Here is a 24,322-nt window from a genome sequence, read left to right on the forward strand (position 1 = left end):
ACCATCAGGGGAGGCCCTGGACTAGAGGAACGCGTCTAGTCGCGCGGGTGACACCTCATCATGGCCGATGCCGCGAGACGGCATCGGTCCTTCGATGGGCGTCGGACAGTCCTCAATGGACTGTCCTCGGTCCCATGTCAGTGACGGAAATGGCGGACGCCGGTGAGCACCATCGCGATGCCGCGCTCGTTGGCTGCGGCGATCACCTCGTCGTCGCGCATGGAGCCGCCCGGCTGGATGACGCAGGTCGCGCCGGCATCGGCCAGCACGTCCAGCCCATCGCGGAACGGGAAGAAGGCGTCGCTGGCCACGGCCGAGCCCTGCAGCGTGAGGCCGGCGTGCTGGGCCTTGATGGAGGCGATGCGGGCAGAGTCCAGGCGGCTCATCTGGCCGGCGCCCACGCCCAGCGTCATGCCGCCGCCGCAGAAGACGATGGCGTTGCTCTTCACGTACTGGGCGACGGTCCAGGCGAACATCAGGTCGTCGAGCTGCTGGGCCGAGGGCTGCAGCGTGGTGACGACCTTGAGGTCCTCGCGCTTCAGGAAGTGGTTGTCGGCTGTCTGCAGCAGCAGGCCGGAGCCCACACGCTTGCTGTCGCCGGCGTTGCGGCCCTGGTCCCAGGGGCGCGCGCCGCCCGGCGGCAGCGCGATATGCAACAGGCGCACATTGACCTTGCCCTTGAAGATCTCCAGCGCCTCGGCGCTGAAGCTCGGGGCCATCAGCACTTCGACGAACTGCTTGCTGACCAGCTGGGCAGCCGCGCCATCCACCTCGCGGTTGAAGGCGATGATGCCGCCGAAGGCGCTGGTGGGGTCGGTCTTGAAGGCCTTGCCGTAGGCCTCGGCCGGGTTGGCGCCGACGGCCACGCCGCAGGGGTTGGCGTGCTTGACGATGACGCAGGCCGGCGTCTCGAAGCTCTTCACGCATTCCCAAGCGGCGTCGGCGTCGGCGATGTTGTTGTAGCTGAGTTCCTTGCCCTGCAACTGCTTGCCCGTGACGAGGGATCCAGGCGCCGGGAACAGGTCGCGGTAGAGGGCGGCAGTTTGGTGCGAGTTCTCGCCGTAGCGCAGGTCCTGCACCTTTACGAAGGTCGAGTTCATCTGCGCGGGGTACTCGGCCTTGGAGCCGTCTTCATTGAGCGCCGACAGGTAGTTGCTGATGGCTGCGTCGTACTGGGCGATGCGATTGAACGCGGCAACCGAGGCGGCGAAACGGGTCTTGTCGCTGGTCTTGCCGTGGGCCCTGAGCTCGTCGAGCACGGCGGCGTACTGGGCCGCGTCGGTCAGCACCGTCACGTCCTTCCAGTTCTTGGCCGCGCTGCGCACCATGGCCGGACCGCCGATGTCGATGTTCTCGATCGCGTCCTCCAGCGTGCAGCCGGGCTTGGCGACGGTCGCCTCGAACGGGTAGAGGTTGACGGCCAGGATGTCGATGCGCGTGATGCCGTGCTTGTCCATCGCTGCCACGTGCTCGGGCACATCACCGCGGGCCAGCAGGCCGCCGTGGATCTTGGGGTGCAGCGTCTTCACGCGGCCGTCCATCATTTCCGGGAAGCCGGTGTGCTCGGCGACTTCGGTGACAGGCAGGCCGTTGTCGGCCAGCAGCTTGGCGGTGCCGCCGGTGGACAGCAGCTTGGCGCCGAGGGCGTGCAGCTCCTTGGCGAATTCGAGGATGCCGGTCTTGTCGGAGACGGAGAGAAGTGCGGTGATGGCCATGATGGAGGTCAGAGGTTGTGATCGGTCAGCTTGCGGCGCAGCGTGTTGCGGTTGATGCCCAGCCATTGCGCGGCCTTGCTCTGGTTGCCGCCGGCTTCGCGCATGACGATCTCGAACAGCGGCTTTTCCACCAGCTTGATCAGCATCTCGTGCATCGAGTGCGGCTCCTGGCCGTCGAGGTCACGAAAGAAGGCTTCGAGGTTGTCGCGCACGCAGGCGTCGATGGGGTTGGGCGGATTGGTGTTCTTCTGGGCGCTCATGGCAGGAAAGGCAATCAAGCCGCGCAGGCTTCGTCGGCCTGCGCGTCTTCGTCGTTGGCGGCCGCGGTGGGCGGCAGCCGGTCGTGGGTCTGGCCGAGTTCATCGAACCAGTCGCGGAGCGCCTGCAACTGCTCTTCGCAGCGCTCCAGGGTGTTCATGTGCTGGCGGAAGGCCTCGCCGCCGGGCAGGCCGCGCACGGCCCAGCCGATGTGCTTGCGCGCGCTGCGCACGCCGCTGAGTTCGCCGTACAGGCTGTAGTGGTCGTGCAGGTGCTCGGTCAGCACGTCGCGCGCCTCGGCGACCGTCGGTGCGGGCAGGTGCTCGCCCGTCGCCAGGAAGTGCGACACCTCGCGGAAGATCCACGGCCGGCCCTGCGCGGCGCGGCCGATCATCAGCGCGTCGGCGCCGGTGTAGGCCAGCACGTCGCGGGCCTTCTCGGGCGAGTCGATGTCGCCATTGGCGACGACGGGAATGGCCAGCGCCGCCTTCACGGCGGCGATGGTGTCGTACTCGGCCAGACCCCTGTAGCCCTGCTCGCGCGTGCGGCCATGGATGGTCAGCATCGCAATGCCCGCGGCTTCGAAGGCGCGCGCCAGGCGCAGCGCATTGCGCTCCTCAAGACTCCAGCCGGTGCGCATCTTCAGCGTGACAGGTACACCGCGCGGCGCACAGACCGCCACCACGGCCTCGACGATCTCCAGCGCCAACGCCTCGTTGCGCATCAACGCCGAGCCCGCCCACTTGTTGCAAACCTTCTTGGCCGGGCAGCCCATGTTGATGTCGATGATCTGGGCGCCGCGGTCGATGTTGTAGGCGGCAGCCTCAGCCATCATGGCCGCGTCGGTGCCGGCGATCTGCACGGCGATGGGGCCGGGCTCGCCGCGGTGGTCGGCGCGGCGCGAGGTCTTGAGGCTGCCCCAGAGCTCCTTGCGCGACGTGACCATCTCGCTGACCGCGTAGCCCGCACCCAGGCGCCGGCAGAGCTGGCGGAAGGGCCGGTCCGTCACCCCCGCCATCGGCGCCACGAAGAGCCGGTTGGGTAAGGAGTGGGGGCCGATTTGCACGAGGGGTCTGCTTAAAAAAGAGGCGAGATTGTAGCCATCCGGTCCGGACGACCCGGCCCACAATGCCGGCATGGAAGCTTGGCTCTCGCAGTTCATCGGCAGCCTGCTCGCTGCCCTCGCCTTGCCGCAGGTCGGTCTGGTTGCTGTCTTCATCATCACTTTCATCTCTGCCACGCTGCTGCCGCTGGGCTCGGAGCCGGCCGTCTACCTCGTCGTCAAGGCCGACCCCGGCATGTTCTGGGCCGTGATCGCCGTGGCAACGGTCGGCAATACGCTGGGCGGTGTGACGAGCTGGTGGGTGGGCTATGGCGCCGAGAAGGCCGTCGAGGCGGTCCAGCATCACGCGCCCTCGCATTCGCGGGCGCTGCAGTGGCTGCAGCGCTTCGGCCCCAAGGCCTGCGTGATGAGCTGGCTGCCCGTCGTGGGTGACCCGCTCTGCGCCGTGGCCGGCTGGCTGCGGTTGCCCTTCTGGCCCTGCGTGGGCTGGATGGCGCTCGGCAAGTTCCTGCGCTTCCTGCTCTACACCGTCGCCCTTCTCTGGCTCATCCCCGAAACATGGTTGCAATGACTACTCCCGCCTACCAAGACCTCGCCGCCCGCCAGCAGCGCCAGCACCGCCTGGGCCACCTGCAGGCCATCGCCCAATGGGACCAGGCCGCCAACATGCCGGCCAAGGGCAACGAGGCGCGCAGCCTGGCCCTGGCCGAGATGGACGGCCTGCTGCACCAGCTCGCCACCGACCCCGCCCTGGCCGGCCTGCTGGACGCCGCCGCCACCGAGCCGCTGGACGACAGCCAGCGCGCCAACCTGCGCGAGATCCGCCGCGCCTGGCGCGCCGCCAACGCGCTGCCGCAGGCGCTGGTGGAGGCCAAGAGCCTGGCCAACAACCGCTGCGAGCATGCCTGGCGCAGCCAGCGCCCGGCCAACGACTGGGCCGGCTTCGTGCCCAACCTGCGCGAGGTGCTGGCCATCGCTCGCCAGGAGGCGGAGCTGCTGTCGCAGAGCGCAGGGCTGTCCAGGTACGACGCGCTGCTGGACAACTACGAGCCGGGGATGCGCGGCGCGGACGTCGAGCGTGCCTTCGCGCCGCTGCGACAGTGGCTGCCCGGGCTGATCCGCGACGTCATCGAGAAGCAGTCGCGCGAGACGGTCATCCAGCCCATCGGCCCCTTCCCCACCGCCGCGCAGAAGGCGCTCGGCCTGGACGCGATGAAGCTGATGGGCTTCGACTTCGCCGCCGGCCGGCTGGACGAGAGCACCCACCCTTTCTGCGGCGGCGTGCCCGAGGACGTGCGCATGACGACGCGCTACCGCGAGGACGACTTCCTGCCCGCGCTGATGGGCGTTATCCACGAGACCGGCCACGGCCGCTACGAGCAGAACCTGCCGCGCGAATTGCTGGGCCAGCCCATCGGCCGCGCCCGCTCCATGGGCATCCACGAAAGCCAGAGCCTCTCCTTCGAAATGCAGCTGGGCAGCCACCCGGCCTTCGCCGGCCTGCTCTCACCGCTGCTGGTGAAGCATTTCGGTGGCCAGCCCGCCTTCGAGCCCGGCAATCTGCACAAGCTGCTGACGCGCGTGCAGCCCGGGCTGATCCGAGTAGATGCCGACGAAGTGACCTACCCCGCCCACATCCTGCTGCGCTTCGACATCGAGCGTGCGCTGATCGAGGGCGAGGCCGAGGTGGAGGACATCCCCGCGCTGTGGGACGCGAAGATGGCCGCGCTGCTCGGCATCGACACCCGCGGCAACTTCAAGGACGGGCCCATGCAGGACGTGCACTGGCCGGCCGGCCTGTTCGGCTACTTCTCCTGCTACACGCTGGGCGCGATGTACGCCGCGCAATGGTTCGCGGCGATGCGGGCACAGCAGCCACAGCTCGACGCGCAGATTGCCCGCGGCGAACTCGGCGGCGTCTTCGACTGGCTCTCCAGCCACGTCTGGCAGGCCGCCAGCCGCTACGAAACGCCCGAGCTCGTGCGGCGCGCCAGCGGCGAGACGCTGAACCCGGCACACTTCGAGGCGCATCTGCGCCAGCGCTACCTCTGAGGACAGCCTGCCGACAGCCAGGACTGTCGCTTACGCGCAAAAAAAGAGGGCCGCTCCAGCCGGAGCGGCCCAAGCTACTTCGAACGATCTCTCTTTCCAAACCAACACGCTTCCCCGGCCCCCCGGCCATCTCCACGCGTGGCGCCCGGGTCTGTTGCTATTCCCCGGACTCAGCCGCTGCAACTCGAACAGCGACCGTGATTGCATTCTGGGCACATCCCGCGGTCCTCGCATCCCCGCAAGCCAAGGGGACGCCGTGGCCGGGCGTGACGCGCGTCACAGCAGCAGCGCCAGCCGCTCCAGGATGAGCACACCGAAGAAGGCCAGGCCGGCGATCAGCGTCCATTTCATGATGACGATGCCGAGCCGCCGCCAGCGCGCCTGGCCGGTGGCGATGGACAGCGCGAAGCAGACGACGGCCGCGAACAGCAGCAAGCCGACGATGAGGCGGGCGATCAGCATGCGCTCACATCCTCACCAGGCGGGCGCCAGTTCGGCAAAGCCCTTGGGCGCCTCCCGATCGTCGGCGAATGTGACGACCTCGTAGGCCGACTCGTCGGCCAGCAGCGCGCGCAGCAGCTTGTTATTCAGCGCATGCCCGCCCTTGAAGGAGGTGTAGGCCGCCAGCAGCGGCATGCCGGCGACCTGCATGTCGCCGATGGCGTCGAGCATCTTGTGCTTGACGAACTCATCGTCGTAGCGCAGGCCGTCGGCATTCAGCACCTTGTAGTCATCCACGACGATGGCGTTGTCCATCGAGCCGCCCAGCGTCAGGCCGCGCGAGCGCATCAGGTCGATGTCGGCGGCCATGCCGAAAGTGCGCGCACGGGCGATCTCCTTCTTGTAAAGCCCGGAGCCCATGTCGAAGACGAACTGGCTGCCGGTGGCGGCCACGGCCGGGTTGTCGAACTCGATCTCGAAGCTCAGCGTGTAGCCGTGGTGGGGCGCCAGCTTCGCCCACATCAGCTTCTTGCCCTCTCCCTGGCGCACCTCGACCGGCTTGGTGACCTTTAGAAAGCGTTTGGGCGCGTCCTGCATGACGATGCCGGCTGACTGCAGCAGGAAGACGAAGCTCGCCGCCGAGCCGTCCAGCACCGGCACCTCATCGGCGTTGATGTCGACGACGAGGTTGTCCAGCCCCAGGCCGGCGCAGGCCGACATCAGGTGCTCAATGGTCTGCACTTTGGGCGCACCGGGGTCGCCGCCGGGGCTGATCGTCGTGGCCATGCGGGTGTCGCTGACCGACATGACGCTGACCGGAATGTCAACCGGCGGGCAGAGGTCGACGCGGCGGAACACTATGCCGGTGTCGACCGGCGCCGGGCGCAATGTCAGCTCGACCTTCTGGCCGCTGTGGATGCCCACGCCAACGGCGCGCGTGATCGACTTCAGGGTGCGTTGCTTGACCATGAACCAATTGTCCCGGATCAGGCACCGCCCTTGCGCTCAACGGGCAATCGCAGCGAGAGTCTGGTGCCATTTCCCGGCGAGGAATCGATGCGCAGCTTGCCGCCCAGGCGCTGGGCGCGCTTGATCTGGCTCTTCAGACCGCGGCCGTGCTGGATGGTCTGCAGGTCGAAGCCGGCGCCATCGTCCTCGACACGGATCTCGACATAGCTGCCATGGTGGCGCGTGACCATGCGCACGCGGCTGGCGCGGGCATGCTTGAGCACGTTGTTCAGCGCCTCCTGCATCAGCCGCAGCACATGCAGCGCGTCGGGCGGCTCCAGCCAGGCCAGCGGCGGCAGGTCCTGCACGTCCCAGTCGAGCTTGAGGCCGCCGGTCTGCAGGCGCTTGCCCAGGCGGTAGCGCATCGTTGCCAGCAGCGAGACGAGGTCGTGGCCCACCGGCTCCAGCGAGTCGATGACCAGGCGCAGGTCGTCCACGCATTCGCGCAGCACCTCCACGCACTGCTCGTGCGACATGCTGCCCTGCTCCATCGCCACCAGCGCCGACAGCAGCGACGAGCCCAGGCCGTCGTGCATGTCGGCCATGATGCGCTGGCGCTCCAGCAGCAGGGCCTGCTGGCGTTCCACCTCGCGCAGCTGGGCGTTCTGGGCCTGCAGCACTGAGACCTGCTCGTCCAGGTTCTCCTGCAGCTGGCTGTTCTCGGCCTGCACCTGCTCGACGGCGCCCACGTAGCGGCGCTGCACCGCATGCAGGAAGCTGAGCATGACGGCCAGCGTCGCGAACGGCATCAGGAAGACATGCTCGGGCCAGGCCCAGCCGGCCAGCACCGCCAGGTCATGCGCGCCGATGACGACACCGACCACCAGGGCCAGCGCCATGATGCGCAGCTCGGAGCGACGCTCGCGCCAGGCGAGCCAGGCCACCCAGGCCGTGCCGATGGCAGCGACACCCGCCGTCACGGTGTACTGCGTGATGACCATGTCGAGCTGGCGCAGCCACAGGGGCATGCTGAGCAGGCTGACGATGGCCACGCTGGCCGTCAGGGCCCATTCCAGCCACGGCAGGCGGCGGTTCGCGAAGCGCAGTGCGAACAGCAATGCCGTCGACATGACCCAGCCCATCGAGGCATGCGTGGCCCACCAGAACCAGTCCTGGCCCGCCGGCGACAGCGGCGGCGTGACGTAGTAGTGCAGATTGCGCACCATCCAGGCCGCGGCACCGAGAGCGAAGAGGCCGTAGATGGCCTCGTCCGGCCGGCGCAGCCACAGCGTCAGCGCGAACAGCCCCAGCACGGCCAGCGTCAGGCTGACGGCCTGCGGCAGGCCGGTCTGCGCTCGCACCCGCCACAGCCAGCGCTTCTCCAGCAGATCGCGCGGCCCGACCCAGATGCGCGACACCGCGTGATAGCTGCCCGCGGGCACCGGCAATGCGACCACCAGATCCAGCCCCTGCGCGCCGATGCCAGGCAGGGGCAGCCAGATCGGCTGCACCCATTGCTCACGCTCGGCATGCTGGTTGTCGAGCAGGACCTGCCAGCCCTTGTCCGTGCGCGCCAGCACGGCAGCCGACAGGGTCACCAGGCGCGGCAGGTACAGGGCCATGGCCTCGTCGCCACCGGCCGGCACGTGCACGCGGTACCAGCGCATCTCGTAGCCGAGCGCATCGTTGACGATGGCCGCGCCGGGCCGTGCACGCACATCGGGCATGACCACCGGCCGCCAGGTCGTGGCGCCTTGCGGCGGCAGCAGCTCGTCCGGCAGCTCCAGGCGCTCGCCGCCAGCCGTCGTGTGGTGGCGCAACGCCGCCCACCAGGCATCGAGCTGGGCGCGTGACCAGGCGCTCGTTGCCAGCTCGGCGGGCGAGGCGTCGTCGCTGGCGACGCGCGCGCTGGGCTGCGGCAAGCGCTGCGCCTGCAGGGGCAGGCAGCCGCCGATCAGCAGCGCCAGCAGCCAGACGCGCAGCGTGACGGCGAGCTCACGCATCCCTGCAACTTCTTCTAGGCGTTGACATGGGGCGCGAGCATGCCACAGGGGGTACCCCCATCCCATCGCGGCGCCCGGCAGCGCCGGCGCGGGCATTCAGCCGGCGTCGACCGGCAGGTGCTTGCGCGCGGCCTCGCGCAGCTCGCGCGACAGGCGCTCGTCCCCCACGGCGCGCGACAGCAGCAGCGCGCCCACCAGCGTCGACAGCATGGCCAGGGCCTGCTCGCGGCGCTCGGCGTCGTCGGCACCGGGCATCTGGGATTGCAGCGTCGCCGCCAGGCGCTCGACCCCGCCGGCAAACACCTCGCGCACCGCCGGCCCGCCGCGCGCCGCGTCGCCCGCCAGCGCGACGAGGGCGCAGCCGGCACCGGCATGGTCGCGATGGGCATCGGACAGATAGGTCTTGACCCAGGCCGCCAGGCTGCGGTCGGTCTGCTGCTTCCACTGCTCGCGGTTGGTCTGCAGCGCGCGGGCGCAGGCCTGGGCGGCGAGGTCGTCCTTGGAGGCGAAGTGGCCGTAGAAGCCGCCGCGCGTCAGGCCGGCGGCCTGCATCAGGTCGTTCAGGCCGATGCCGTCGAAGCCGCGCTCGCGGAACAGCTGGGCGGCGTTGTCGAGGATACGTTCGCGGTTCTCCTCGGCCTGGGCGCGGCTGACTTTCATCGCGGTCTCCTGGGGTCTTTGCGGTGGGGGCTTGACGCATTTTATATGTTGATCGACATTTATCTCAATCATGTCGTTTGACATGAATAAGCCGATCTCGGAAGGATTCGCCATGAAGCTCAAGAACGCCGTCGTCTTCGTCACCGGCGCCAACCGCGGCCTGGGCCGTGCCTTCGCCGAAGCCGCGCTGGCCGGGGGCGCCGCCCGGGTCTACGCCGCCGCGCGCGACCCGGCCTCCATCGACGTGCCCGGCGTCGTGCCCGTCGCGCTGGATGTCACGGACCCCGCCCAGGTCGCCGCCGCCGCCGAGCAGTGCAGCGACGTGACGCTGCTCATCAACAACGCGGGCATCTCGCGCCAGGGCCGGCTGCTGGCCGACGACGGCATGGCCGCCGCCCGCGCCGAGCTGGAGACCAACTTCTTCGGCCCCTGGGCGCTGGCCCGCGCCTTCGCGCCGGTGCTGTGGGGCAATGGCGGCGGCGCGGTGCTGAACGTGCTGTCGGTGCTGAGCTGGGTGACGCTGCCGGGCGTGGCCACCTACAGCGCCTCCAAGGCCGCCGCCTGGTCGCTGAGCAACGGCCTGCGCAACGAGCTCAAGGTCCAGGGCACGCAGGTGACCAGCCTGCACGTGGGCTACATGGACACCGACATGACGCGCGGGCTGGACACCCCCAAGGCCGCGCCGGCCGACGTGGCCCGCCTGGCACTGCTGGGCGTGGAGGCCGGCGCCTTCGAGGTGCTGGCCGACGACCTCAGCCGCCAGGTGAAGCAGAGCCTGTCCAGCGCCGCCCCGGCCTATGCCGGCTGACCGGGAGATCGCCATGGCCACCTCTGCCGCCCTGCACGCACCCCTGGCCGCCCATGCCGACGGCCATCTGGCCGCAGCCCGCCACGCCTTCTCGGCGCCGGAGCGCGTCCCGCTGAGCGCCGAGGAGCGCGCCGCGCTGGCCCACGCTGCCGAGCCGCCGCTGCGCCACGAAGGCCTCAAGCTCTCGCGCTGGACGCTGGGCACCGGCCCGCGCGTCGTCCTCGTGCACGGCTGGAACAGCCGCGGCGCGCATCTGCTGGGCTTCGCCCGGCCGCTGGTCGAGGCCGGCTTCTCGGTCACGCTGTTCGACCTGCCCGGCCATGGCGACTCCGGCGGCCACGCGGCCAGCGTCGTCCACGCCGGCCGGGCCCTGCGCGCGGTGATGAACGACATCGGCGCCGTCGACGCCGTGATCGGCCATTCGATGGGATCGGCAGCGGCGCTGCTGGCTTTCGCGCAAGGGCTGCGGGTCAGGCGCAGCGTGCACCTGGCCGGCCCGTCATCGCTGACACCCATGGTCAAGGGCCTGGCGCGGGCGCACGGGCTGGGCCCGTCGGATGCGGCCGCGTTCGCCGGCTGGGTGGAGGGCTTCATCGGCACCCGCATCGCCTACGTCGACCTGGAGCGGCTGCAGCACGGCCTGCACCATGCCGGGCTGATCCTGCACGACCCCGAGGACCGCACCGTGCCGATCGCCGCCTCGGAGGCCTTGCACGCGGCCTGGCCCGGTTCCCGGTTCGAGCGCATCGCGGGCCTGGGTCATCGCCGCCTGCTGGCGGACGCGGCGGTCATCGCCCGCAGCGTGGCCTTCATCGCCGGCAGGCGCACGCAATGAGCGCCGCGCCCCGCCGCTGGCTGCTGACGCTTGCTGCGCTGTCGGCGCTTGCCACGCTGTCCACCAACATCCTGCTGCCCTCACTGCCGGTGATGGCCCGGGCGCTCGGTGTCGGCGAGGCGGCGATGACGGCCGTGCTCAGCCTCTTCCTCGCCGTGTTCGCGCTGGCCCAGCTCATCGTCGGGCCGCTGTCGGACCGCCTCGGCCGCCGGCCCGTCGTGCTGGGCGGTCTGGCGATCTTCATCGTCGGCAGCGCGGTGTGCGCCCTCGCGACCGCGCTGCCTCCGCTGCTGGCCGGCCGGGCACTGCAGGCCGTCGGCGTGGCGGCCGCCTCGGTGCTGGCGCGGGCCGCCGCACGCGATCGCTTCGAGGGCCCGCCGCTCGCTGCCCTGCTCGGCCGCATCATGGTCGTCATGGCCGCGGCACCGGGCTTTTCGCCGCTGCTGGGCGGCCTCGTGCAGGCGGCCTGGGGCTGGCGGGCGCTGTTCGCCGTGCTCGTGGTGGCGGGGCTGGCACTGGCAGCGGCCTATCTCGGCATCGTCGGCGAGACGCTGCCCGCCGGGCGGCGGCGACGCCAGTCGGCCGGCGCCCTTGCACGCGGCTATGTCGTGCTGCTGGGCGACGCGCGCTTCATGCGCCCCGCGCTGGCGACGGCTGCCATCCTGGGTGCGCTGTTCGCCTTCTTCGGCACGGCGCCGCTGGTGCTGGCGCGCGGTTTCGGCTTCAGCGCCTTGCAGGTCGGCCTCTTCTTCGCCGCGTCGGTGTTCGTCGTCTTCGCCGCCGGGCAGACCGCACCGCGCTGGGCCGCGCGCTGGGGTGGCCCGGTAGTGCTGCGCATCGGCGCTGCACTGGCACTGCTGGGTGGACTGAGCATGCTCATCGGAGGCGGTGCGGGCCTGACCGGCTTTGCCGTCGCGGTGGGCGTGTTCCTGTTCGGCATGGGCCTGGTATCGCCCACGGGCACGGCGCTGGCGTTGACTCCTTTTGCAGCCCAGGCCGGCCAGGCATCGGCACTGCTCGGCTTTCTGCAGATGGCCTCAGCAGCCTGCCTGACCACGGCTGCCGCAGCGCTGCCGGGTGCGCGCATGAGCGCGTTGGGCCTGGTGCTGGCGGGCGGCGGCCTGATCGCCCTGCTGTCGGGCGCAGCCAAGCCTGCCGCCGCGGTGGCACGGGCGTCCTGACAAAGCAAAAGGGCGAGCCTCGCGGCTCGCCCTTGCGTGATCGAACTTCGAAAGCTCAATCGGCCTGCTTGCGCAGGAAGGCCGGAATCTCGATCTCGTCCATGCCGTTGGACGACAGCGCCTCGACCTTGGCGGCGGCGCTGCCGGAGCGGCCGTGGCGCCAGACGCTGGGCACGTTGGCGTTGGCGAAGTCGCCCAGGCCCAGGCCCACATTGGCCTGCTGCGCCGTCGGCGTGGCCATTGCGACGGCCTGGGTCAGCACCGGCATGGCCATGCCGTCGGTGCCGTTGCGCACAACCTGGCTGGTCTGCACGACCTGCAGCGGCGCCTGCTGGCGGGCACGGCCGGCCGTCAGACCGGTGGCGATGACGGTCACGCGCAGCGCGTCGCCCAGGCTCTCGTCGTAGGCGGTGCCGAAGATGACGTGGGCCTCCTCCGAGGCATAGCGCTTGATCGCGTTCATCGCGTTGCGCGACTCGCTCAGCTTGAAGTTGCTGCGGCCGGCGGCGATCAGCACCAGCACGCCACGCGCGCCGGACAGGTCGATGCCTTCCAGCAGCGGGCAGGCCACGGCGGCTTCAGCGGCCTTGGCGGCACGGTCCGGGCCGGTGGCTTGCGCCGTGCCCATCATGGCCTTGCCGGGCTCGCTCATCACGGTCTTGACGTCTTCGAAGTCGACGTTGACAAGGCCGGGGATGTGGATGATGTCGGAGATGCCGCCCACGGCGTTCTTCAGCACGTCGTTGGCGTGCGCGAAGGCCTGGTCCTGGGTGACGTCGTCGCCCAGCACGTCCAGCAGCTTGTCGTTCAGCACGACGATCAGCGAGTCGACGTTGGCTTCCAATTCGGCGAGGCCCGCGTCGGCGGCCTTGGCGCGGCGGCCACCCTCGAAATCGAAGGGTTTGGTGACGACGCCCACGGTCAGGATGCCCATTTCCTTGGCGACGCGGGCAATCACCGGCGCGGCACCCGTGCCGGTACCGCCACCCATGCCGGCGGTGATGAACAGCATATTGGCGCCGGCGATGGATTCGCGGATGCGGTTTTCGGCTTCCTCGGCGGCGGCCTTGCCCATTTCGGGTTTGGCGCCGGCACCCAGGCCGGTGGAGCCGAGTTGCAGCAATTGGTCGGCCTTGGAGCGGTTGAGGGCCTGCGCGTCGGTATTCGCGCAGATGAATTCAACGCCTTGAACGCCCTGGGCGATCATGTGGTCCACAGCGTTGCCGCCGCCGCCACCGACCCCGATCACCTTGATTTGGGTGCCTTGGTCAAACTCTTCGATCATCTCGATGGGCATATCAAACCTCCTACTGCAATTGTGCCTTGGGCACATGAATGTTGACTACTGCTGAAACAAATTTTTCGTGGTTTTTGAGGATCAAAAATTCCCCATGAACCAGTCCTTGACCCGGCCGAGCAGGGTTTGCACCGAGCCGGCCTGCTGTGCGGCCTTGAAACCCCGGCTGCGCGACAGCCGGGCTTCTTCCAACAACCCCATGACGGTGGCCGACCGCGGATTGGCCACCATGTCGTACAAGGCCCCCGAATAGGTGGGCAGGCCGCGGCGAACGGGTTTCAGAAAAATATCCTCGGCGAGTTCCACCATGCCCGGCATGACGGCCGATCCGCCGGTCAGCACGATGCCGCTGGAGAGCAATTCCTCATACCCGCTCTCGCGAATGACCTGGTGCACCAGCGAAAAGATTTCCTCGACGCGCGGCTCGATGACGCCGGCCAGGGCCTGCTTGGACAGCATGCGGGGGCTGCGGTCCCCCAGGCCGGGCACTTCCACCTGGTCGGCGGGGTCGGCCAGCAGCTGCTTGGCCACGCCATATTCGACCTTGATTTCCTCGGCATCCTTGGTCGGCGTGCGCAGGGCCATGGCGATATCGCTGGTGATCAGGTCGCCCGCGATGGGAATGACGGCGGTATGGCGGATGGAGCCGCCGGTGAATATCGCCACATCGGTCGTGCCGGCGCCGATATCCACCAGCGCCACCCCCAGGTCGCGCTCATCGGCGGTCAGGGCAGCATGGCTGGAGGCGCTGGGATTCAAAACCAGCTGATCCACCTCCAAACCGCAGCGGCGCACGCACTTGACGATGTTTTCCGCCGCACTTTGGGCGCCGGTCACGATATGGACCTTGACCTCCAACCGGCCGCCGCTCATGCCGATGGGTTCCTTCACCTCATGGCCGTCGATGACGAATTCCTGCGGTTCGACCAGCAGCAGGCGCTGGTCGTTGGGGATATTGATGGCCTTGGCGGTTTCGACGACCCGCGTCACATCGACCGGTGTGACCTCCTTGTCGCGCACGATGACCATGCCGGTGGAGTTCTGGCCGCGGATATGACTGCCGGTGATCCCCGTGTAAACCCGCGATATTTTGCAATCAGCCATCATTTCGGCCTCTTTCAAGGCCTGCTGGATGGACTGGACGGTGGCGTCGATATTGACGACAACACCGCGCTTCAAGCCGTTGGACGGCGCCACACCGAGACCGGCGATGCGCAATTCCCCGCCCGGCAATACCTCGGCCACGACGGCCATGATCTTGGCGGTCCCGATATCCAGCCCGACGACCAAATCCTTGTATTCCTTGGCCATGTCCGTCCTCAGCGTTTTCTATTTACGGGTTTACCCGGGGTATTCGTCGTCACGCCGCGCAGCTTGACCGCGTAGCCGTCGGCGTGGCGCAGGTCGGCGGACAGCAGCGGGCTGCGGTAGGTCGCCGTGACCTGCGTGATGGAGTGGGCGAAGCGGCCGAAGCGCTCGACCACCTCGGCCTCGCTGCCCCGGCCGAGCTCGATGACGGCGCCGCTGCCCAGGGTCGCGCGCCAGGAGCCGCGGCCGGACAGGTCCAGGCGCTCGATGCTCTCGCTCAAGCGCTCGGCGGCTGGCGACAGCGCCCGCCACATCTGCAGCATCGAACCCGCGGTCTGCGCCGGCCCGGCCAGCACGGGCAGGGTCTCGTCCTCGACGTCGCCGAGATTGGCCTGGAAGACTTCGCCGAAGCTGTTGACCAGGGCGCGCTCGGCGGTGGCCTCGCTGGCCGAGTCGGCGCCGTCGACACGGGCCTCCCAGTAGGCCGCGGCGCGGTGCTCTTCGAGGTTGACCCGCAGCCGCATCGGCCAGACGCGCGTCAGCTGCGCATGCCTCACCCAGGGCACGGCCTCGAAGGCGGCGCGGCCAGCCTGCAGGTTCATGCTGAGAAAGGAGCCCTGCAGGCGCGGCAGCGCATTGGCGCGCAGCGAGGCCACGCTGTTGCGGCTGACGTCGCCCTCCACCTGGATGGCGCGCAGGTTGAAGGCCGGCAGCCGCACCACCCAGCGGATGGCCGCCCACGCGGCCGTCGCCAGCAATGCCGCGACGAGCAGCGCCGACACCGCATTCATCAGGCGGACGTCGGGCGGCAGCGCAGCGGTGGCGGCAGCGGAGTTCATCAGCTCAAGCGCGATCAAGGCGGGCCTGCGACAGCAACCACAGGCAAAGGTGCGGGTAATCGATGCCGACGGCCTGCGCGGCCTTGGGCACCAGCGAGTGCGAGGTCATGCCCGGGCTGGTGTTCATCTCCAGCAGGAAGGGCTTCATGTCGGACTTGCGCAGCATCAGGTCAGCGCGGCCCCAGCCACGGCAACCCAGCAGCCGGTAGGCCTGCAGCACCAGTTGCTGGATCTCGGCCTCCAGTGCGGCGGGCAGCGTGCCGAACAGGTACTTGGTGTCGTTCGAGACGTACTTGTTTTCGTAGTTGTAGTCACCGCCCTCGGCGCGGATCTCGACCACCGGCAGGGCCACGGCATCGCCCCCCTGGCCCAGCACGGCACAGGTGACCTCGGGGCCTTCGATGCACTGCTCGAACAGCAGTTCGTCGTCGAAGCCCAGCGCCAGCTCGACCGCGCCCTGCATCTCGGAGTAGCCCACGGCCTTGGTGATGCCGATGCTGCTGCCCTCGTGCGGCGGCTTGACGATGACGGGCAGGCCGAGCTCGTCCGGGATGGCGCGGATGCGCTCGCGCGTCAGCTCCGCGCGGCTCAGCGCCAGGTACTGCGGCGTCGTCAGGCCCTCGGCCGCCCAGACGCGCTTGGTCATGGTCTTGTCCATGGCCACGCCCGAGGCGGTCACGCCGGAGCCGGTGTAGGGCACGCCCAGCCATTCGAGGGCGCCCTGCAAGGTGCCGTCCTCGCCGCCGCGGCCGTGCAGCGCGATGAAGGCGCGGGCGAAACCCTCGTCCTTGAGCGCCTGCAAGTGGCGCTCGGCGGGATCGAAGGCGTGGGCGTCCACGCCGATGGCCTGCAGCGCGGCGAGCACGCCGTTGCCGCTCATCAGCGACACCGGGCGCTCGGCGCTCGTGCCGCCGAACAGCACGGCCACCTTGCCGAGCGCGGCGGCGTCGATGTTCAGATCGATTGGCGTCTTCCTCATGCCGACGCTCCTTGCGAGAAATGTTGGGTCACCAGCCGCGGCAGCGCGCTCATCGAACCGGCCCCCATGCCGATGACGACGTCTCCGTCGCGCGTCAGCGCGGCCAGGGCCCGAGGCATGTCGGCCACGCCAGCCACGAAGTTCGACGTGCCGACGGCCTGGGCCAGCGCGGCGCCGGTCGCGCCTTCAATGCGCGACTCGCCGGCCGAATAGACCTCGGTCAGCAACACGACGTCGGCGCCCTGCATCACGCGCACGAAGTCGGCGAAGCAGTCCCGCGTGCGCGTGTAACGGTGCGGCTGGAAAGCCAGCACGAGCCTGCGCCCTGGGTATGCACCACGCGCGGCGGCCAGCACGGCAGCCATCTCGACCGGGTGATGGCCGTAGTCGTCGATGAGCGCGAAGCGCCCGCCATCGGCAGCCGGCCATTCGCCATGCTTCTCGAAGCGCCTGCCCACGCCGGAGAACTTGGCCAGCGCGGCGACGATGGCCTCGTCCGCGCAGTCCAGCTCCATCGCGATGGCGATGGCCGCCAGCGCGTTGCGCACGTTGTGCTCGCCGGCCAGGTTGAGCAGCACGTCCAGATCGGGCGCGCCTTCACGCTGGCAGGTGAAGCGCATCTGCGCGCCGGCCAGGGCCTGCACGTCGATGGCCCGCACACTGACGCCTTCACTCAGCCCGTAGCTGACGACCGGCCGCTCGATGCGGCCCAGGATGGCCCGCACGCCGGGGTCGTCCGCGCAGACCACCGCCGCGCCGTAGAAAGGCATGCGGTGCAGGAACTCGACGAAGGCCGCGTGCAGCTTCTCGACCGAGTGCCCGTAGGTGTCCATGTGGTCTTCGTCGATGTTGGTGACGACGGCCAGCACGGGGCTGAGCTTGAGGAAGGACGCGTCGCTCTCGTCGGCCTCGACGACGATGAACTCGCCGCGGCCGAGGCGCGAGTTGGCGCCGGCGGCGTTGAGCTTGCCGCCGATGACGAAAGTCGGGTCCAGGCCCGCCTCGACGAGGATGGCGGTGACGAGGGAGGTCGTCGTCGTCTTGCCATGCGTGCCGGCGATGGCGATGCCACGGCGCAGCCGCATCAGCTCGGCCAGCATGACGGCGCGCGGCACGACCGGAATCTGGCGGGCGCGCGCGGCAAGGACTTCGGGGTTGTCGGCCGCCACAGCCGTGCTCGTCACCAGCGCCTGGGCGTCGCCGATGTTGGGCGCCGCGTGGCCGATCTCGACGCGCAGGCCCAGGGCCCGCAGGCGCTCGGTCGTCGCGCTCTCGACGGCGTCGGACCCGCTGACGGTGAAGCCCAGGTTGTGCAGGATCTCCGCGATCCCGCTCATGCCGGCGCCGCCGATGCCCACGAAATGCAAGCGCTGTACCGCGTGCTTCACTTCAGCATTCCTTCGATCTCATCGGCCACGCGCGCCGCGGCACGGGGCCGGGCCAGCGAGCGGGCCTTCTCGCCCATGGCCAGCAGCGCCGTGCGGTCCAGGCCGCTCAGCAGTTCGTGCAGCTTGGCCGGCGTCAGCTCAATCTGCGGCAGATGGATGGCCGCGCCGTGCTGGGCCATGAAGACGGCGTTGTCGCGCTGGTGTGAGGTGGTGCTGACGACCAGCGGCACCAGCACCGCCGGGCAGCCCGCCGCGCAGAGCTCGCTGACCGTGATGGCGCCGGCACGGCAGACGACGACATCGGCCCAGGCCAGCGCCGCGGCCATGTCGTCGATGAAGGGCCGCACCTCGGCCGACAGGCCGGCGTCCGAATAGGCCTGCCAGACCGCGCCGAGATGGTCCTGGCCGGACTGGTGCAGCACCTGCGGGCGCTGCTCCGCCGGCCACAGCGCCAGCGCCTGGGGCAGCGCCTGGTTCAGCGCGCGTGCGCCGAGCGAGCCGCCCAGCACCAGCAGGCGCAGCGGGCCGCTGCGACCGCTCATGCGCTCGGCGGGCAGCGGCAGCGCCTCGATCTCGGCGCGCACCGGGTTGCCGCTGACGACGGCACCCGACGTCGAAGCCGCCGCCGCGCCGTCGAATCCGAAGGCGATGCGGCGTGCGAAGGGCTTCAGCGCGAGATTGCTCTTCAGCATGGCCGCGTCGGCGTTCACCAGCATCAGCGGCCGACCGCTGAACACGGCCGAGAGCCCTGCCGGCACGCAGACATAGCCGCCCATGCCCAGCACGGCGGTCGCGCCGCGCTTGTCGTAGACGCGCCGGGCCGCACCCAGCGACTTGAAGAAGCCGACGATGCCGCGCAGCGTGTGGGCCAGGCCTTTGCCGCGCAGGCCGGCGAAGGGCAGCGCATCGATCTCGATGCCCCGCGCCGGCACAAGGCGGTTCTCCATGCCCTGCGGCGTGCCGATCCAGGACACCGTCCAGCCGCGGCGCTGCATTTCCTCGGCCACGGCCAAGCCGGGAATGACGTGGCCGCCCGTGCCGGCGGCCATCACGACGAGGTGCTTGTCCGTCATGAACGGCCCCCTCGCATCATTTGCCGGTTCTCGAGGTCGATCCTCAAGACGACCGCCAGCGCCACACAGTTCATCAAGATGGCCGAGCCGCCGAAGCTCATCAACGGCAGCGTCAGCCCCTTGGTGGGCAGCGCGCCAAGGTTCACGCCCATGTTGATGAATGCCTGGCCGCCCATCCAGATGCCGATGCCTTGCGCATAGAGGCCGGCGAACACACGGTCCAGCGCGATGGCCTGGCGGCCGATCAGGAAGCAGCGGCGCGTGAGCCAGAAGAACGCCACGATCACCACGGCCACGCCGGCAAAGCCCAGTTCCTCGCCGATGACGGCGAGCAGGAAGTCGGTGTGCGCCTCGGGCAGGTAGTGCAGCTTTTCGACGCTGCCGCCCAGGCCCTGCCCCAGCCATTCGCCGCGGCCGAAAGCGATCAGGCTGTGCGTGAGCTGGTAGGCCTTGCCCTGGGCGTACTTCTCGTCCCAGGGGTTGAGGTAGGCAAAGATGCGCTCGCGGCGGAAGTCGCTCAGCGTGATCATCAGCACGAAGGCGCCGACGAGCACCATCGTGATCAGCAGGAACATGCGGCCGTTGACGCCGCCGAGGAAGAGGATGCCCATCGCGATGCAGGCGATGACCATGAAGGCGCCCATGTCCGGCTCGGCCAGCAGCAGCAGGCCCACGAAGGCCAGCGAGATCGCCATCGGCGTGACGGCCTGGAAGAAGTTCTCCCGCGCGTCCATCTTGCGCATCATGTAGTTGGCCGCGTACAGCGCGATGCCGAACTTCGCCAGCTCCGACGGCTGGAAGTTCATGACGCCCAGCGGGATCCAGCGCCGCGCGCCGTACACGACCTTGCCGATGCCGGGGATCAGCACACCTACCAGCAGCACGAGCGCGATGACGAAGACCCAGGGCGCGTAGCGCTCCCACAAAGACACGGGGATCTGCACCGTGATGAGGCCGGCGATCAGCGCGAAGCCGATGGCCACTAGGTGGCGCGTCAGGAAGTGCGTGGGCAGGTACTTGGCGAAGCGCGGGTTGTCCGGCATCGCGATGGAGGCCGAATAGACCATCAGCAGGCCGAAGGCCATCAGCGCAAGCACGACCCAGACCAGGGTGATGTCGAAGCCCTGCAGCTGGGTCGGGCGGCCGGCCGAGGTCGAGACCCAGTCGCGCACCGGCACGCTGGCGTCTTCGGCACCGTCGCGCTTCCAGAACGCCTGCAGCTTGGCGACCATCGTGTTCACAGCGCCACCCCGCGCTCGTCGGCGAGCTGCTGCACCGTGGCCAAGAAGACCTCGGCGCGGTGGGCGTAGTTGCGGAACATGTCCAGGCTCGCGCAGGCCGGGGACAGCAGCACGCTGTCGCCCGCTTGCGCCTGCGCCAGGCACCAGGCCGTGGCAGCTTCCAGCGTGTCGTGGCGCTGCATCGGCACGCCGGCGTTGGCCAGCGCGGCTTCGATCTGCGGCGCATCGCGGCCGATCAACGCGACGGCACGCGCATGGCGGGCCACGCCTTCAGCCAGCGGCGCGAAGTCCTGACCCTTGCCGTCACCACCGAGGATGAGCACCAGCTTGGCCGGCGCGCGGTCGGCACCCAGGCCCGAGATGGCGGCGACGGTAGCACCGACGTTGGTGCCCTTGCTGTCGTCGAAGAACTCGACGCCGTCGATGCTGCCGACGGGCTCGACGCGGTGCGGCTCGCCACGGTACTCGCGCAGGCCGTGCAGCATGGGCGCCAGTTCGCAGCCGGCGGCCGTGGCCAGCGCCAGCGCGGCCAGCGCGTTGGCGGCGTTGTGGCGGCCGCGTACGCGCAGCGCGTCGGCGGGCATCAGGCGCTGGATGATGAGGGGCTCTGCGTCATCGCTCTTCTTGCGCTTGATCGTGGGGTCCAGCTCAAGGGCGCGCACCAGCCAGGTCAGGCCGCCCTCTTCCGTCAGGCCGAAGTCGCCCGGCGCCTTCGGCGGGTTCAGACCGAAGCGCACGACATGGCGCGACACCGTGCGGCCGGGCTTGCCGCGGCTGCCCTTGACGAACACCGGGGCGGGCACGAGGCCTTCGACTTCGGCGTCGTCGCGGTTTGCAACGATGACAGACTCGCGGCCGAAGATCCGCGCCTTGGCGCGGCCATAGGCGGCCATGTCGCCGTGCCAGTCGAGATGGTCCTGGGTCAGGTTCAGCACGGCGCCGGCGGTGGGCTCGAAGTTCGCCACGCCGTCCAACTGGAAGCTGGACAGCTCCAGCACCCAGACCTCGGGCAGGGTCTCGAAGACCGGGCCGCGGGGCGGCGGGGGATCGATGGGCAGCGGCGCGTCTTCGTCGGGCAGTGCCGCAACGGCCTCTTCCTCGGCGGTCGCTTCGACCGGCGCATCCTCGACTTCTTGAGCGACCACCTCGTCGGGTGTCTCGACCGGCGCCGGGTCGGGCTCACGCGCCAGAGCTTCGGTCAGCGTGTCCAGCAGCGTCGGACCGATGTTGCCGGCGATGGCCACGCGCCTGCCGGCGCGCTCGGCCAGCAGCCCGGTCATGCAGGTCGTCGTCGTCTTGCCGTTGGTGCCCGTGATGGCCAGCACCGCGGGGGCATAGCCATGCTGGGTCTTGAGCGCGGCCAGCGCGTCAGCGAACAGATCCAGCTCGCCGCGCACGGCGGGGCCATGTTCGTAGACGGCCTTGAGGCGCGCATCCAGCGGCGACAGGCCAGGGCTTTTCAGCGCGGCATTGAAGCCGCTCACGGCCTCGGCCGTCAGCTCGCCGGTGATGAAAGCGGCCGTGTCACCCAACGCACCCAACTGCGGCGGCTGTGCACGCGAATCCCACACGGTGACCTGCGCACCGAAGCCCGCGCACCACCGGGCCATCGCGAGACCGGAGTCCCCGAGGCCCAGCACGAGCACGCGCTGTTCGTTGAGTTGCGGCAGGTCCAGCTTCACGCGATCACCGCAGCTTGAGGCTCGCCAGGCCGACGAGGCAGAGCAGCATCGTGATGATCCAGAAGCGGATGACGACCTGCGTCTCCTTCCAGCCACCCTTCTCGAAGTGGTGGTGCAGCGGCGCCATGCGGAAGATGCGCCGGCCCTCGCCGAACTGCTTCTTCGTGAACTTGAACCAGCTGACCTGGATCATCACGGAGAGCACCTCGGCCACGAAGATGCCGCCCATGATGCCCAGCAGGATTTCTTGACGCGTGATGACGGCCAGCGTGCCCAGGCCGCCGCCGAGCGCCAGCGCGCCGACGTCGCCCATGAAGACCTGCGCCGGATGGGCGTTGAACCACAGGAAGGCCAGGCCCGCGCCGGCCATGGCGGCGCAGAAGATCAGCAGCTCGCCGGCGCCCGGGATGTAGGGCAGCAGCAGGTATTTGGAGAACACCGACGAACCGGTCAGATAGGCAAACAGGCCCAGCGCAGAGCCCACCATCACCACCGGCATGATGGCCAGGCCGTCCAGGCCGTCGGTGAAGTTGACCGCGTTGCTGGTGCCGACGATGACGAAGTAGCTCAGGGCGACGAAGCCCCAGACGCCCAGCGGCATGCTGATGGTCTTGAAGAAGGGAATCAGCAGGTCGGCCTTGGGCGGCAGCTCGGTCGAGAAGCCGCTGCTCACCCAGCGGAAGAACAGCTGCACGACGCCGAGGAAGGACGTCTCCGACACGCTGAACGCCAGATACAGCGCGGCGAACAGCCCGATGAGCGACTGCCAGAAGAACTTCTCCCGGCTCTTCATGCCCTCGGGGTTCTTGTCGACGACCTTGCGCCAGTCGTCCACCCAGCCCACGGCGCCGAAGCCCATCGTGACGATCATCACCACCCACACGAAGCGGTTGCTCCAGTCGAACCACAGGAGCGTGGACACGCCGATGCCGATGAGGATGAGCACGCCGCCCATCGTGGGCGTACCGGTCTTGGCCAGGTGGGCCTGCACGCCGTAGCTGCGCACGGGCTGGCCGATCTTCATGGCCGTGAGGCTGCGGATGACCCAGGGGCCGAAAGCCAGGCCGATCAGCAGCGCCGTCATGGCGGCCATCACGGCGCGGAAGGTGATGTAGTTGAACAGACGCAGAAAGCCCAGGTCGGGATAGAGGCCCTGCAGCCACTGGGCGAGGCTAAGCAGCATGGGTGTCTCCTGATTGAGTCTGAAGTGCGGAGACCACTTGTTCCATCTTCATGAAACGCGAGCCCTTGACCAGGGTCTGGGCCGCGTCGGGTTGTTCGTTCAGCGCCGCGATCAACGCGGCTGTCGTGTCGAAGGCGCGGGCCTTGGGGCCATAGGCCGCGGCCGCGTCGCGGGCGGCGCTGCCGGCTGTCCAGAAATGGGCAATGCCGCGCTCGGCCGCATAGGCGCCCACCTCGCGGTGGAAGGCCGGGCCGGCGTTGCCCACCTCGCCCATGTCGCCCAGGATGAGCCAGCTTGTCGCCGGCATGCCGGCCAGCACGTCGATGGCGGCGCGCACGCTGTCGGGGTTGGCGTTGTAGCTGTCGTCGATGAGGGTGCGGCCGCGGGCGTCGAGCTTGAGCTCGGAGCGGCCCTTCACGGCGCGGAAGGCTTCCAGGCCCTGGGCAATTGAAGTCAGCGGCGCACCGGCAGCCAGCGCGCAGGCGGCGGCGGCAAGGGCGTTGCGCACGTTGTGCTCGCCGGCCAGTGCCAAGACCACGGGCGCAGTGCCGGCGGGCGTGTGCAGCTCCAGCGCCCAGTGCGTGCCGTGCCAGCTGGCAGCGCCGGTCACGTCGGCGTCGCCGCGCAGCGCGAAGGTCAGGTGCGGACGGCTGCCGGCCATCTCGAACCAGATCGGCGCGCAGGCGTCCTCGGCCGGGAAGACGGCGCAGCCGCTGCCGGCCAGGGCTTCCAGCACGGCACCGTTCTCGCGCGCGACTGCCTCGACCGTGGCCATGAATTCCTGGTGCTCGCGCTGGGCGTTGTTGACGAGCGCGACCGTCGGCTGCGCCATCGCGGCCAGCGGCGCGATCTCGCCGGGGTGGTTCATGCCCAGCTCGACGACGGCGGCGCGGTGGCTGCGCTCGTCGTCATGGCGCAGGCGCAGCAGCGTCAGCGGCACGCCGATGTCGTTGTTGTAGTTGCCCTCGGTGGCCAGCGCGTCGTCGCCCACCCAGGCGCGCAGGATGGCGGCGACCATCTGGGTCGTCGTCGTCTTGCCGTTGCTGCCGGTGACGGCGATGAGGGGGATCGCGTGCTGGCGACGCCAGGCAGCGGCCAGCTGGCCCAGGGCTGCCTTGGCATCGGGCACGAGCAGGCCGGGCAGGCCGGCCTCGGCGAGGCCGCGCTCGGCCAGCGCCGCGACGGCGCCCGAGGCCTTGGCCTGGGCCAGGAAGTCGTTGGCATCGAAGCGCTCGCCGCGCAGCGCGACGAAGAGGTCGCCCGCGCGCAGCGTGCGCGTGTCGCTGTGCACGCGGGCAAAGCCGGTCGCACCGTCGCCGACCAGCGTCGAGCCGGGCAGCAGGGCTTGGGCTTCGGCCAGGGTCAGAA

General features: G+C 69.5%; 22 protein-coding genes. 5 read left to right on the forward strand and 17 right to left on the reverse strand.

Annotated features, from left to right (window positions below):
* Window positions 1–137: 137 nt before the first annotated feature.
* The 3 genes from purH to dusB are packed head-to-tail and all read right to left on the reverse strand — an operon-like array spanning window position 138 to window position 3,039.
* Window positions 138–1,715, reverse strand: coding sequence for a bifunctional phosphoribosylaminoimidazolecarboxamide formyltransferase/IMP cyclohydrolase (purH, locus tag AC07VX_RS01525; RefSeq protein ID WP_493163494.1), 1,578 nt, complete (start codon window positions 1,713–1,715; stop codon window positions 138–140).
* An 8-nt stretch (window positions 1,716–1,723) separates the two neighbouring features.
* Window positions 1,724–1,975: a helix-turn-helix domain-containing protein gene (locus tag AC07VX_RS01530; protein ID WP_310263581.1), complete on the reverse strand. Its 252-nt coding sequence runs from the start codon at window positions 1,973–1,975 to the stop codon at window positions 1,724–1,726.
* 14 nt (window positions 1,976–1,989) lie between these two features.
* Window positions 1,990–3,039, reverse strand: a complete 1,050-nt coding sequence (gene dusB / locus AC07VX_RS01535) for a tRNA dihydrouridine synthase DusB (protein ID WP_493163493.1) — start codon at window positions 3,037–3,039, stop codon at window positions 1,990–1,992.
* A 70-nt stretch (window positions 3,040–3,109) separates the two neighbouring features.
* Between dusB and AC07VX_RS01540 the strand changes: the two genes are divergently transcribed.
* On the forward strand, window positions 3,110–3,607 hold the full coding sequence (locus tag AC07VX_RS01540; protein WP_493163492.1) for a YqaA family protein: 498 nt from the start codon (window positions 3,110–3,112) through the stop codon (window positions 3,605–3,607).
* Window positions 3,604–5,088, forward strand: coding sequence for a carboxypeptidase M32 (locus AC07VX_RS01545; protein ID WP_493163491.1), 1,485 nt, complete (start codon window positions 3,604–3,606; stop codon window positions 5,086–5,088). Before AC07VX_RS01540 ends, AC07VX_RS01545 begins: the two co-directional genes overlap by 4 nt.
* A gap of 276 nt (window positions 5,089–5,364) precedes the next feature.
* Here the strand turns inward: AC07VX_RS01545 and AC07VX_RS01550 are convergent, their stop codons facing one another.
* From AC07VX_RS01550 to AC07VX_RS01565, 4 genes are all read right to left on the reverse strand, one after another.
* Window positions 5,365–5,550 (reverse strand): hypothetical protein, encoded by a 186-nt coding sequence (locus AC07VX_RS01550; protein ID WP_493163490.1) that lies wholly within the window; start codon window positions 5,548–5,550, stop codon window positions 5,365–5,367.
* Window positions 5,551–5,562: 12 nt separating this feature from the next.
* On the reverse strand, window positions 5,563–6,498 hold the full coding sequence (lpxC, locus tag AC07VX_RS01555; RefSeq protein ID WP_493163489.1) for a UDP-3-O-acyl-N-acetylglucosamine deacetylase: 936 nt from the start codon (window positions 6,496–6,498) through the stop codon (window positions 5,563–5,565).
* A gap of 17 nt (window positions 6,499–6,515) precedes the next feature.
* Window positions 6,516–8,480 (reverse strand): sensor histidine kinase, encoded by a 1,965-nt coding sequence (locus AC07VX_RS01560; protein WP_493163488.1) that lies wholly within the window; start codon window positions 8,478–8,480, stop codon window positions 6,516–6,518.
* Window positions 8,481–8,576: 96 nt separating this feature from the next.
* The gene (locus AC07VX_RS01565) at window positions 8,577–9,140 is read right to left on the reverse strand and encodes a TetR/AcrR family transcriptional regulator (RefSeq protein ID WP_493163487.1); all 564 of its coding nucleotides are present in this window, start codon (window positions 9,138–9,140) and stop codon (window positions 8,577–8,579) included.
* 112 nt (window positions 9,141–9,252) lie between these two features.
* On the opposite strand from AC07VX_RS01565, the gene AC07VX_RS01570 reads away from it, so the two are divergent.
* From AC07VX_RS01570 to AC07VX_RS01580, 3 genes are read left to right on the forward strand one after another with little or no spacing between them, the layout of a single operon-like run.
* Window positions 9,253–9,948, forward strand: a complete 696-nt coding sequence (locus tag AC07VX_RS01570; protein ID WP_493163844.1) for an SDR family oxidoreductase — start codon at window positions 9,253–9,255, stop codon at window positions 9,946–9,948.
* Between the two features lie 13 nt (window positions 9,949–9,961).
* Window positions 9,962–10,783, forward strand: coding sequence for an alpha/beta fold hydrolase (locus AC07VX_RS01575; protein WP_493163486.1), 822 nt, complete (start codon window positions 9,962–9,964; stop codon window positions 10,781–10,783).
* Complete coding sequence (locus AC07VX_RS01580; RefSeq protein WP_493163485.1) at window positions 10,780–11,964, forward strand: Bcr/CflA family efflux MFS transporter; 1,185 nt, start codon at window positions 10,780–10,782, stop codon at window positions 11,962–11,964. The genes AC07VX_RS01575 and AC07VX_RS01580 overlap by 4 nt, the downstream gene beginning before the upstream one ends.
* Before the next feature lie 55 nt (window positions 11,965–12,019).
* Here the strand turns inward: AC07VX_RS01580 and ftsZ are convergent, their stop codons facing one another.
* From ftsZ to AC07VX_RS01630, 10 genes are all read right to left on the reverse strand, one after another.
* Window positions 12,020–13,261 carry a cell division protein FtsZ gene (gene ftsZ, locus AC07VX_RS01585; RefSeq protein WP_493163484.1) on the reverse strand — a complete coding sequence of 414 codons (1,242 nt, stop codon included), beginning with the start codon at window positions 13,259–13,261 and terminating at the stop codon, window positions 12,020–12,022.
* 81 nt (window positions 13,262–13,342) lie between these two features.
* Window positions 13,343–14,572, reverse strand: a complete 1,230-nt coding sequence (gene ftsA, locus AC07VX_RS01590; RefSeq protein WP_493163483.1) for a cell division protein FtsA — start codon at window positions 14,570–14,572, stop codon at window positions 13,343–13,345.
* 8 nt (window positions 14,573–14,580) lie between these two features.
* Window positions 14,581–15,408, reverse strand: a complete 828-nt coding sequence (locus AC07VX_RS01595; RefSeq protein WP_493163482.1) for a cell division protein FtsQ/DivIB — start codon at window positions 15,406–15,408, stop codon at window positions 14,581–14,583.
* A 4-nt stretch (window positions 15,409–15,412) separates the two neighbouring features.
* A complete protein-coding gene (locus tag AC07VX_RS01600; protein ID WP_493163481.1) occupies window positions 15,413–16,387 on the reverse strand; it encodes a D-alanine--D-alanine ligase in 975 nt (324 codons plus the stop codon).
* Window positions 16,384–17,775: a UDP-N-acetylmuramate--L-alanine ligase gene (gene murC, locus AC07VX_RS01605; RefSeq protein ID WP_493163480.1), complete on the reverse strand. Its 1,392-nt coding sequence runs from the start codon at window positions 17,773–17,775 to the stop codon at window positions 16,384–16,386. The genes AC07VX_RS01600 and murC overlap by 4 nt, the downstream gene beginning before the upstream one ends.
* On the reverse strand, window positions 17,772–18,848 hold the full coding sequence (gene murG / locus AC07VX_RS01610; protein WP_493163479.1) for an undecaprenyldiphospho-muramoylpentapeptide beta-N-acetylglucosaminyltransferase: 1,077 nt from the start codon (window positions 18,846–18,848) through the stop codon (window positions 17,772–17,774). Before murG ends, murC begins: the two co-directional genes overlap by 4 nt.
* Window positions 18,845–20,080: a putative lipid II flippase FtsW gene (gene ftsW / locus AC07VX_RS01615; protein WP_493163842.1), complete on the reverse strand. Its 1,236-nt coding sequence runs from the start codon at window positions 20,078–20,080 to the stop codon at window positions 18,845–18,847. The genes murG and ftsW overlap by 4 nt, the downstream gene beginning before the upstream one ends.
* 5 nt (window positions 20,081–20,085) lie before the next feature.
* Window positions 20,086–21,771 (reverse strand): UDP-N-acetylmuramoyl-L-alanine--D-glutamate ligase, encoded by a 1,686-nt coding sequence (gene murD / locus AC07VX_RS01620; protein ID WP_493163477.1) that lies wholly within the window; start codon window positions 21,769–21,771, stop codon window positions 20,086–20,088.
* Between the two features lie 4 nt (window positions 21,772–21,775).
* On the reverse strand, window positions 21,776–22,954 hold the full coding sequence (gene mraY / locus AC07VX_RS01625) for a phospho-N-acetylmuramoyl-pentapeptide-transferase (RefSeq protein ID WP_493163476.1): 1,179 nt from the start codon (window positions 22,952–22,954) through the stop codon (window positions 21,776–21,778).
* The gene (locus AC07VX_RS01630) at window positions 22,944–24,320 is read right to left on the reverse strand and encodes a UDP-N-acetylmuramoyl-tripeptide--D-alanyl-D-alanine ligase (RefSeq protein ID WP_493163841.1); all 1,377 of its coding nucleotides are present in this window, start codon (window positions 24,318–24,320) and stop codon (window positions 22,944–22,946) included. Before AC07VX_RS01630 ends, mraY begins: the two co-directional genes overlap by 11 nt.
* Between the last annotated feature and the right edge of the window lie 2 nt (window positions 24,321–24,322).

The organism is Roseateles sp. GW821-FHT03B02 (genome assembly GCF_059421025.1).

What these genes read in the sequence shown, in the direction of transcription:
- purH (WP_493163494.1), bottom strand. Translation starts at nt 1,715, where the DNA reads ATGGCCATCACCGCACTTCTCTCCGTCTCCGACAAGACCGGCATCCTC.
- AC07VX_RS01530 (WP_310263581.1), bottom strand. Translation starts at nt 1,975, where the DNA reads ATGAGCGCCCAGAAGAACACCAATCCGCCCAACCCCATCGACGCCTGC.
- AC07VX_RS01540 (WP_493163492.1), top strand. Translation starts at nt 3,110, where the DNA reads ATGGAAGCTTGGCTCTCGCAGTTCATCGGCAGCCTGCTCGCTGCCCTC.
- AC07VX_RS01545 (WP_493163491.1), top strand. Translation starts at nt 3,604, where the DNA reads ATGACTACTCCCGCCTACCAAGACCTCGCCGCCCGCCAGCAGCGCCAG.
- AC07VX_RS01550 (WP_493163490.1), bottom strand. Translation starts at nt 5,550, where the DNA reads ATGCTGATCGCCCGCCTCATCGTCGGCTTGCTGCTGTTCGCGGCCGTC.
- lpxC (WP_493163489.1), bottom strand. Translation starts at nt 6,498, where the DNA reads ATGGTCAAGCAACGCACCCTGAAGTCGATCACGCGCGCCGTTGGCGTG.
- AC07VX_RS01560 (WP_493163488.1), bottom strand. Translation starts at nt 8,480, where the DNA reads ATGCGTGAGCTCGCCGTCACGCTGCGCGTCTGGCTGCTGGCGCTGCTG.
- AC07VX_RS01565 (WP_493163487.1), bottom strand. Translation starts at nt 9,140, where the DNA reads ATGAAAGTCAGCCGCGCCCAGGCCGAGGAGAACCGCGAACGTATCCTC.
- AC07VX_RS01570 (WP_493163844.1), top strand. Translation starts at nt 9,253, where the DNA reads ATGAAGCTCAAGAACGCCGTCGTCTTCGTCACCGGCGCCAACCGCGGC.
- AC07VX_RS01575 (WP_493163486.1), top strand. Translation starts at nt 9,962, where the DNA reads ATGGCCACCTCTGCCGCCCTGCACGCACCCCTGGCCGCCCATGCCGAC.
- AC07VX_RS01580 (WP_493163485.1), top strand. Translation starts at nt 10,780, where the DNA reads ATGAGCGCCGCGCCCCGCCGCTGGCTGCTGACGCTTGCTGCGCTGTCG.
- ftsZ (WP_493163484.1), bottom strand. Translation starts at nt 13,261, where the DNA reads ATGCCCATCGAGATGATCGAAGAGTTTGACCAAGGCACCCAAATCAAG.
- ftsA (WP_493163483.1), bottom strand. Translation starts at nt 14,572, where the DNA reads ATGGCCAAGGAATACAAGGATTTGGTCGTCGGGCTGGATATCGGGACC.
- AC07VX_RS01595 (WP_493163482.1), bottom strand. Translation starts at nt 15,408, where the DNA reads ATGAACTCCGCTGCCGCCACCGCTGCGCTGCCGCCCGACGTCCGCCTG.
- AC07VX_RS01600 (WP_493163481.1), bottom strand. Translation starts at nt 16,387, where the DNA reads ATGAGGAAGACGCCAATCGATCTGAACATCGACGCCGCCGCGCTCGGC.
- murG (WP_493163479.1), bottom strand. Translation starts at nt 18,848, where the DNA reads ATGACGGACAAGCACCTCGTCGTGATGGCCGCCGGCACGGGCGGCCAC.
- ftsW (WP_493163842.1), bottom strand. Translation starts at nt 20,080, where the DNA reads ATGGTCGCCAAGCTGCAGGCGTTCTGGAAGCGCGACGGTGCCGAAGAC.
- mraY (WP_493163476.1), bottom strand. Translation starts at nt 22,954, where the DNA reads ATGCTGCTTAGCCTCGCCCAGTGGCTGCAGGGCCTCTATCCCGACCTG.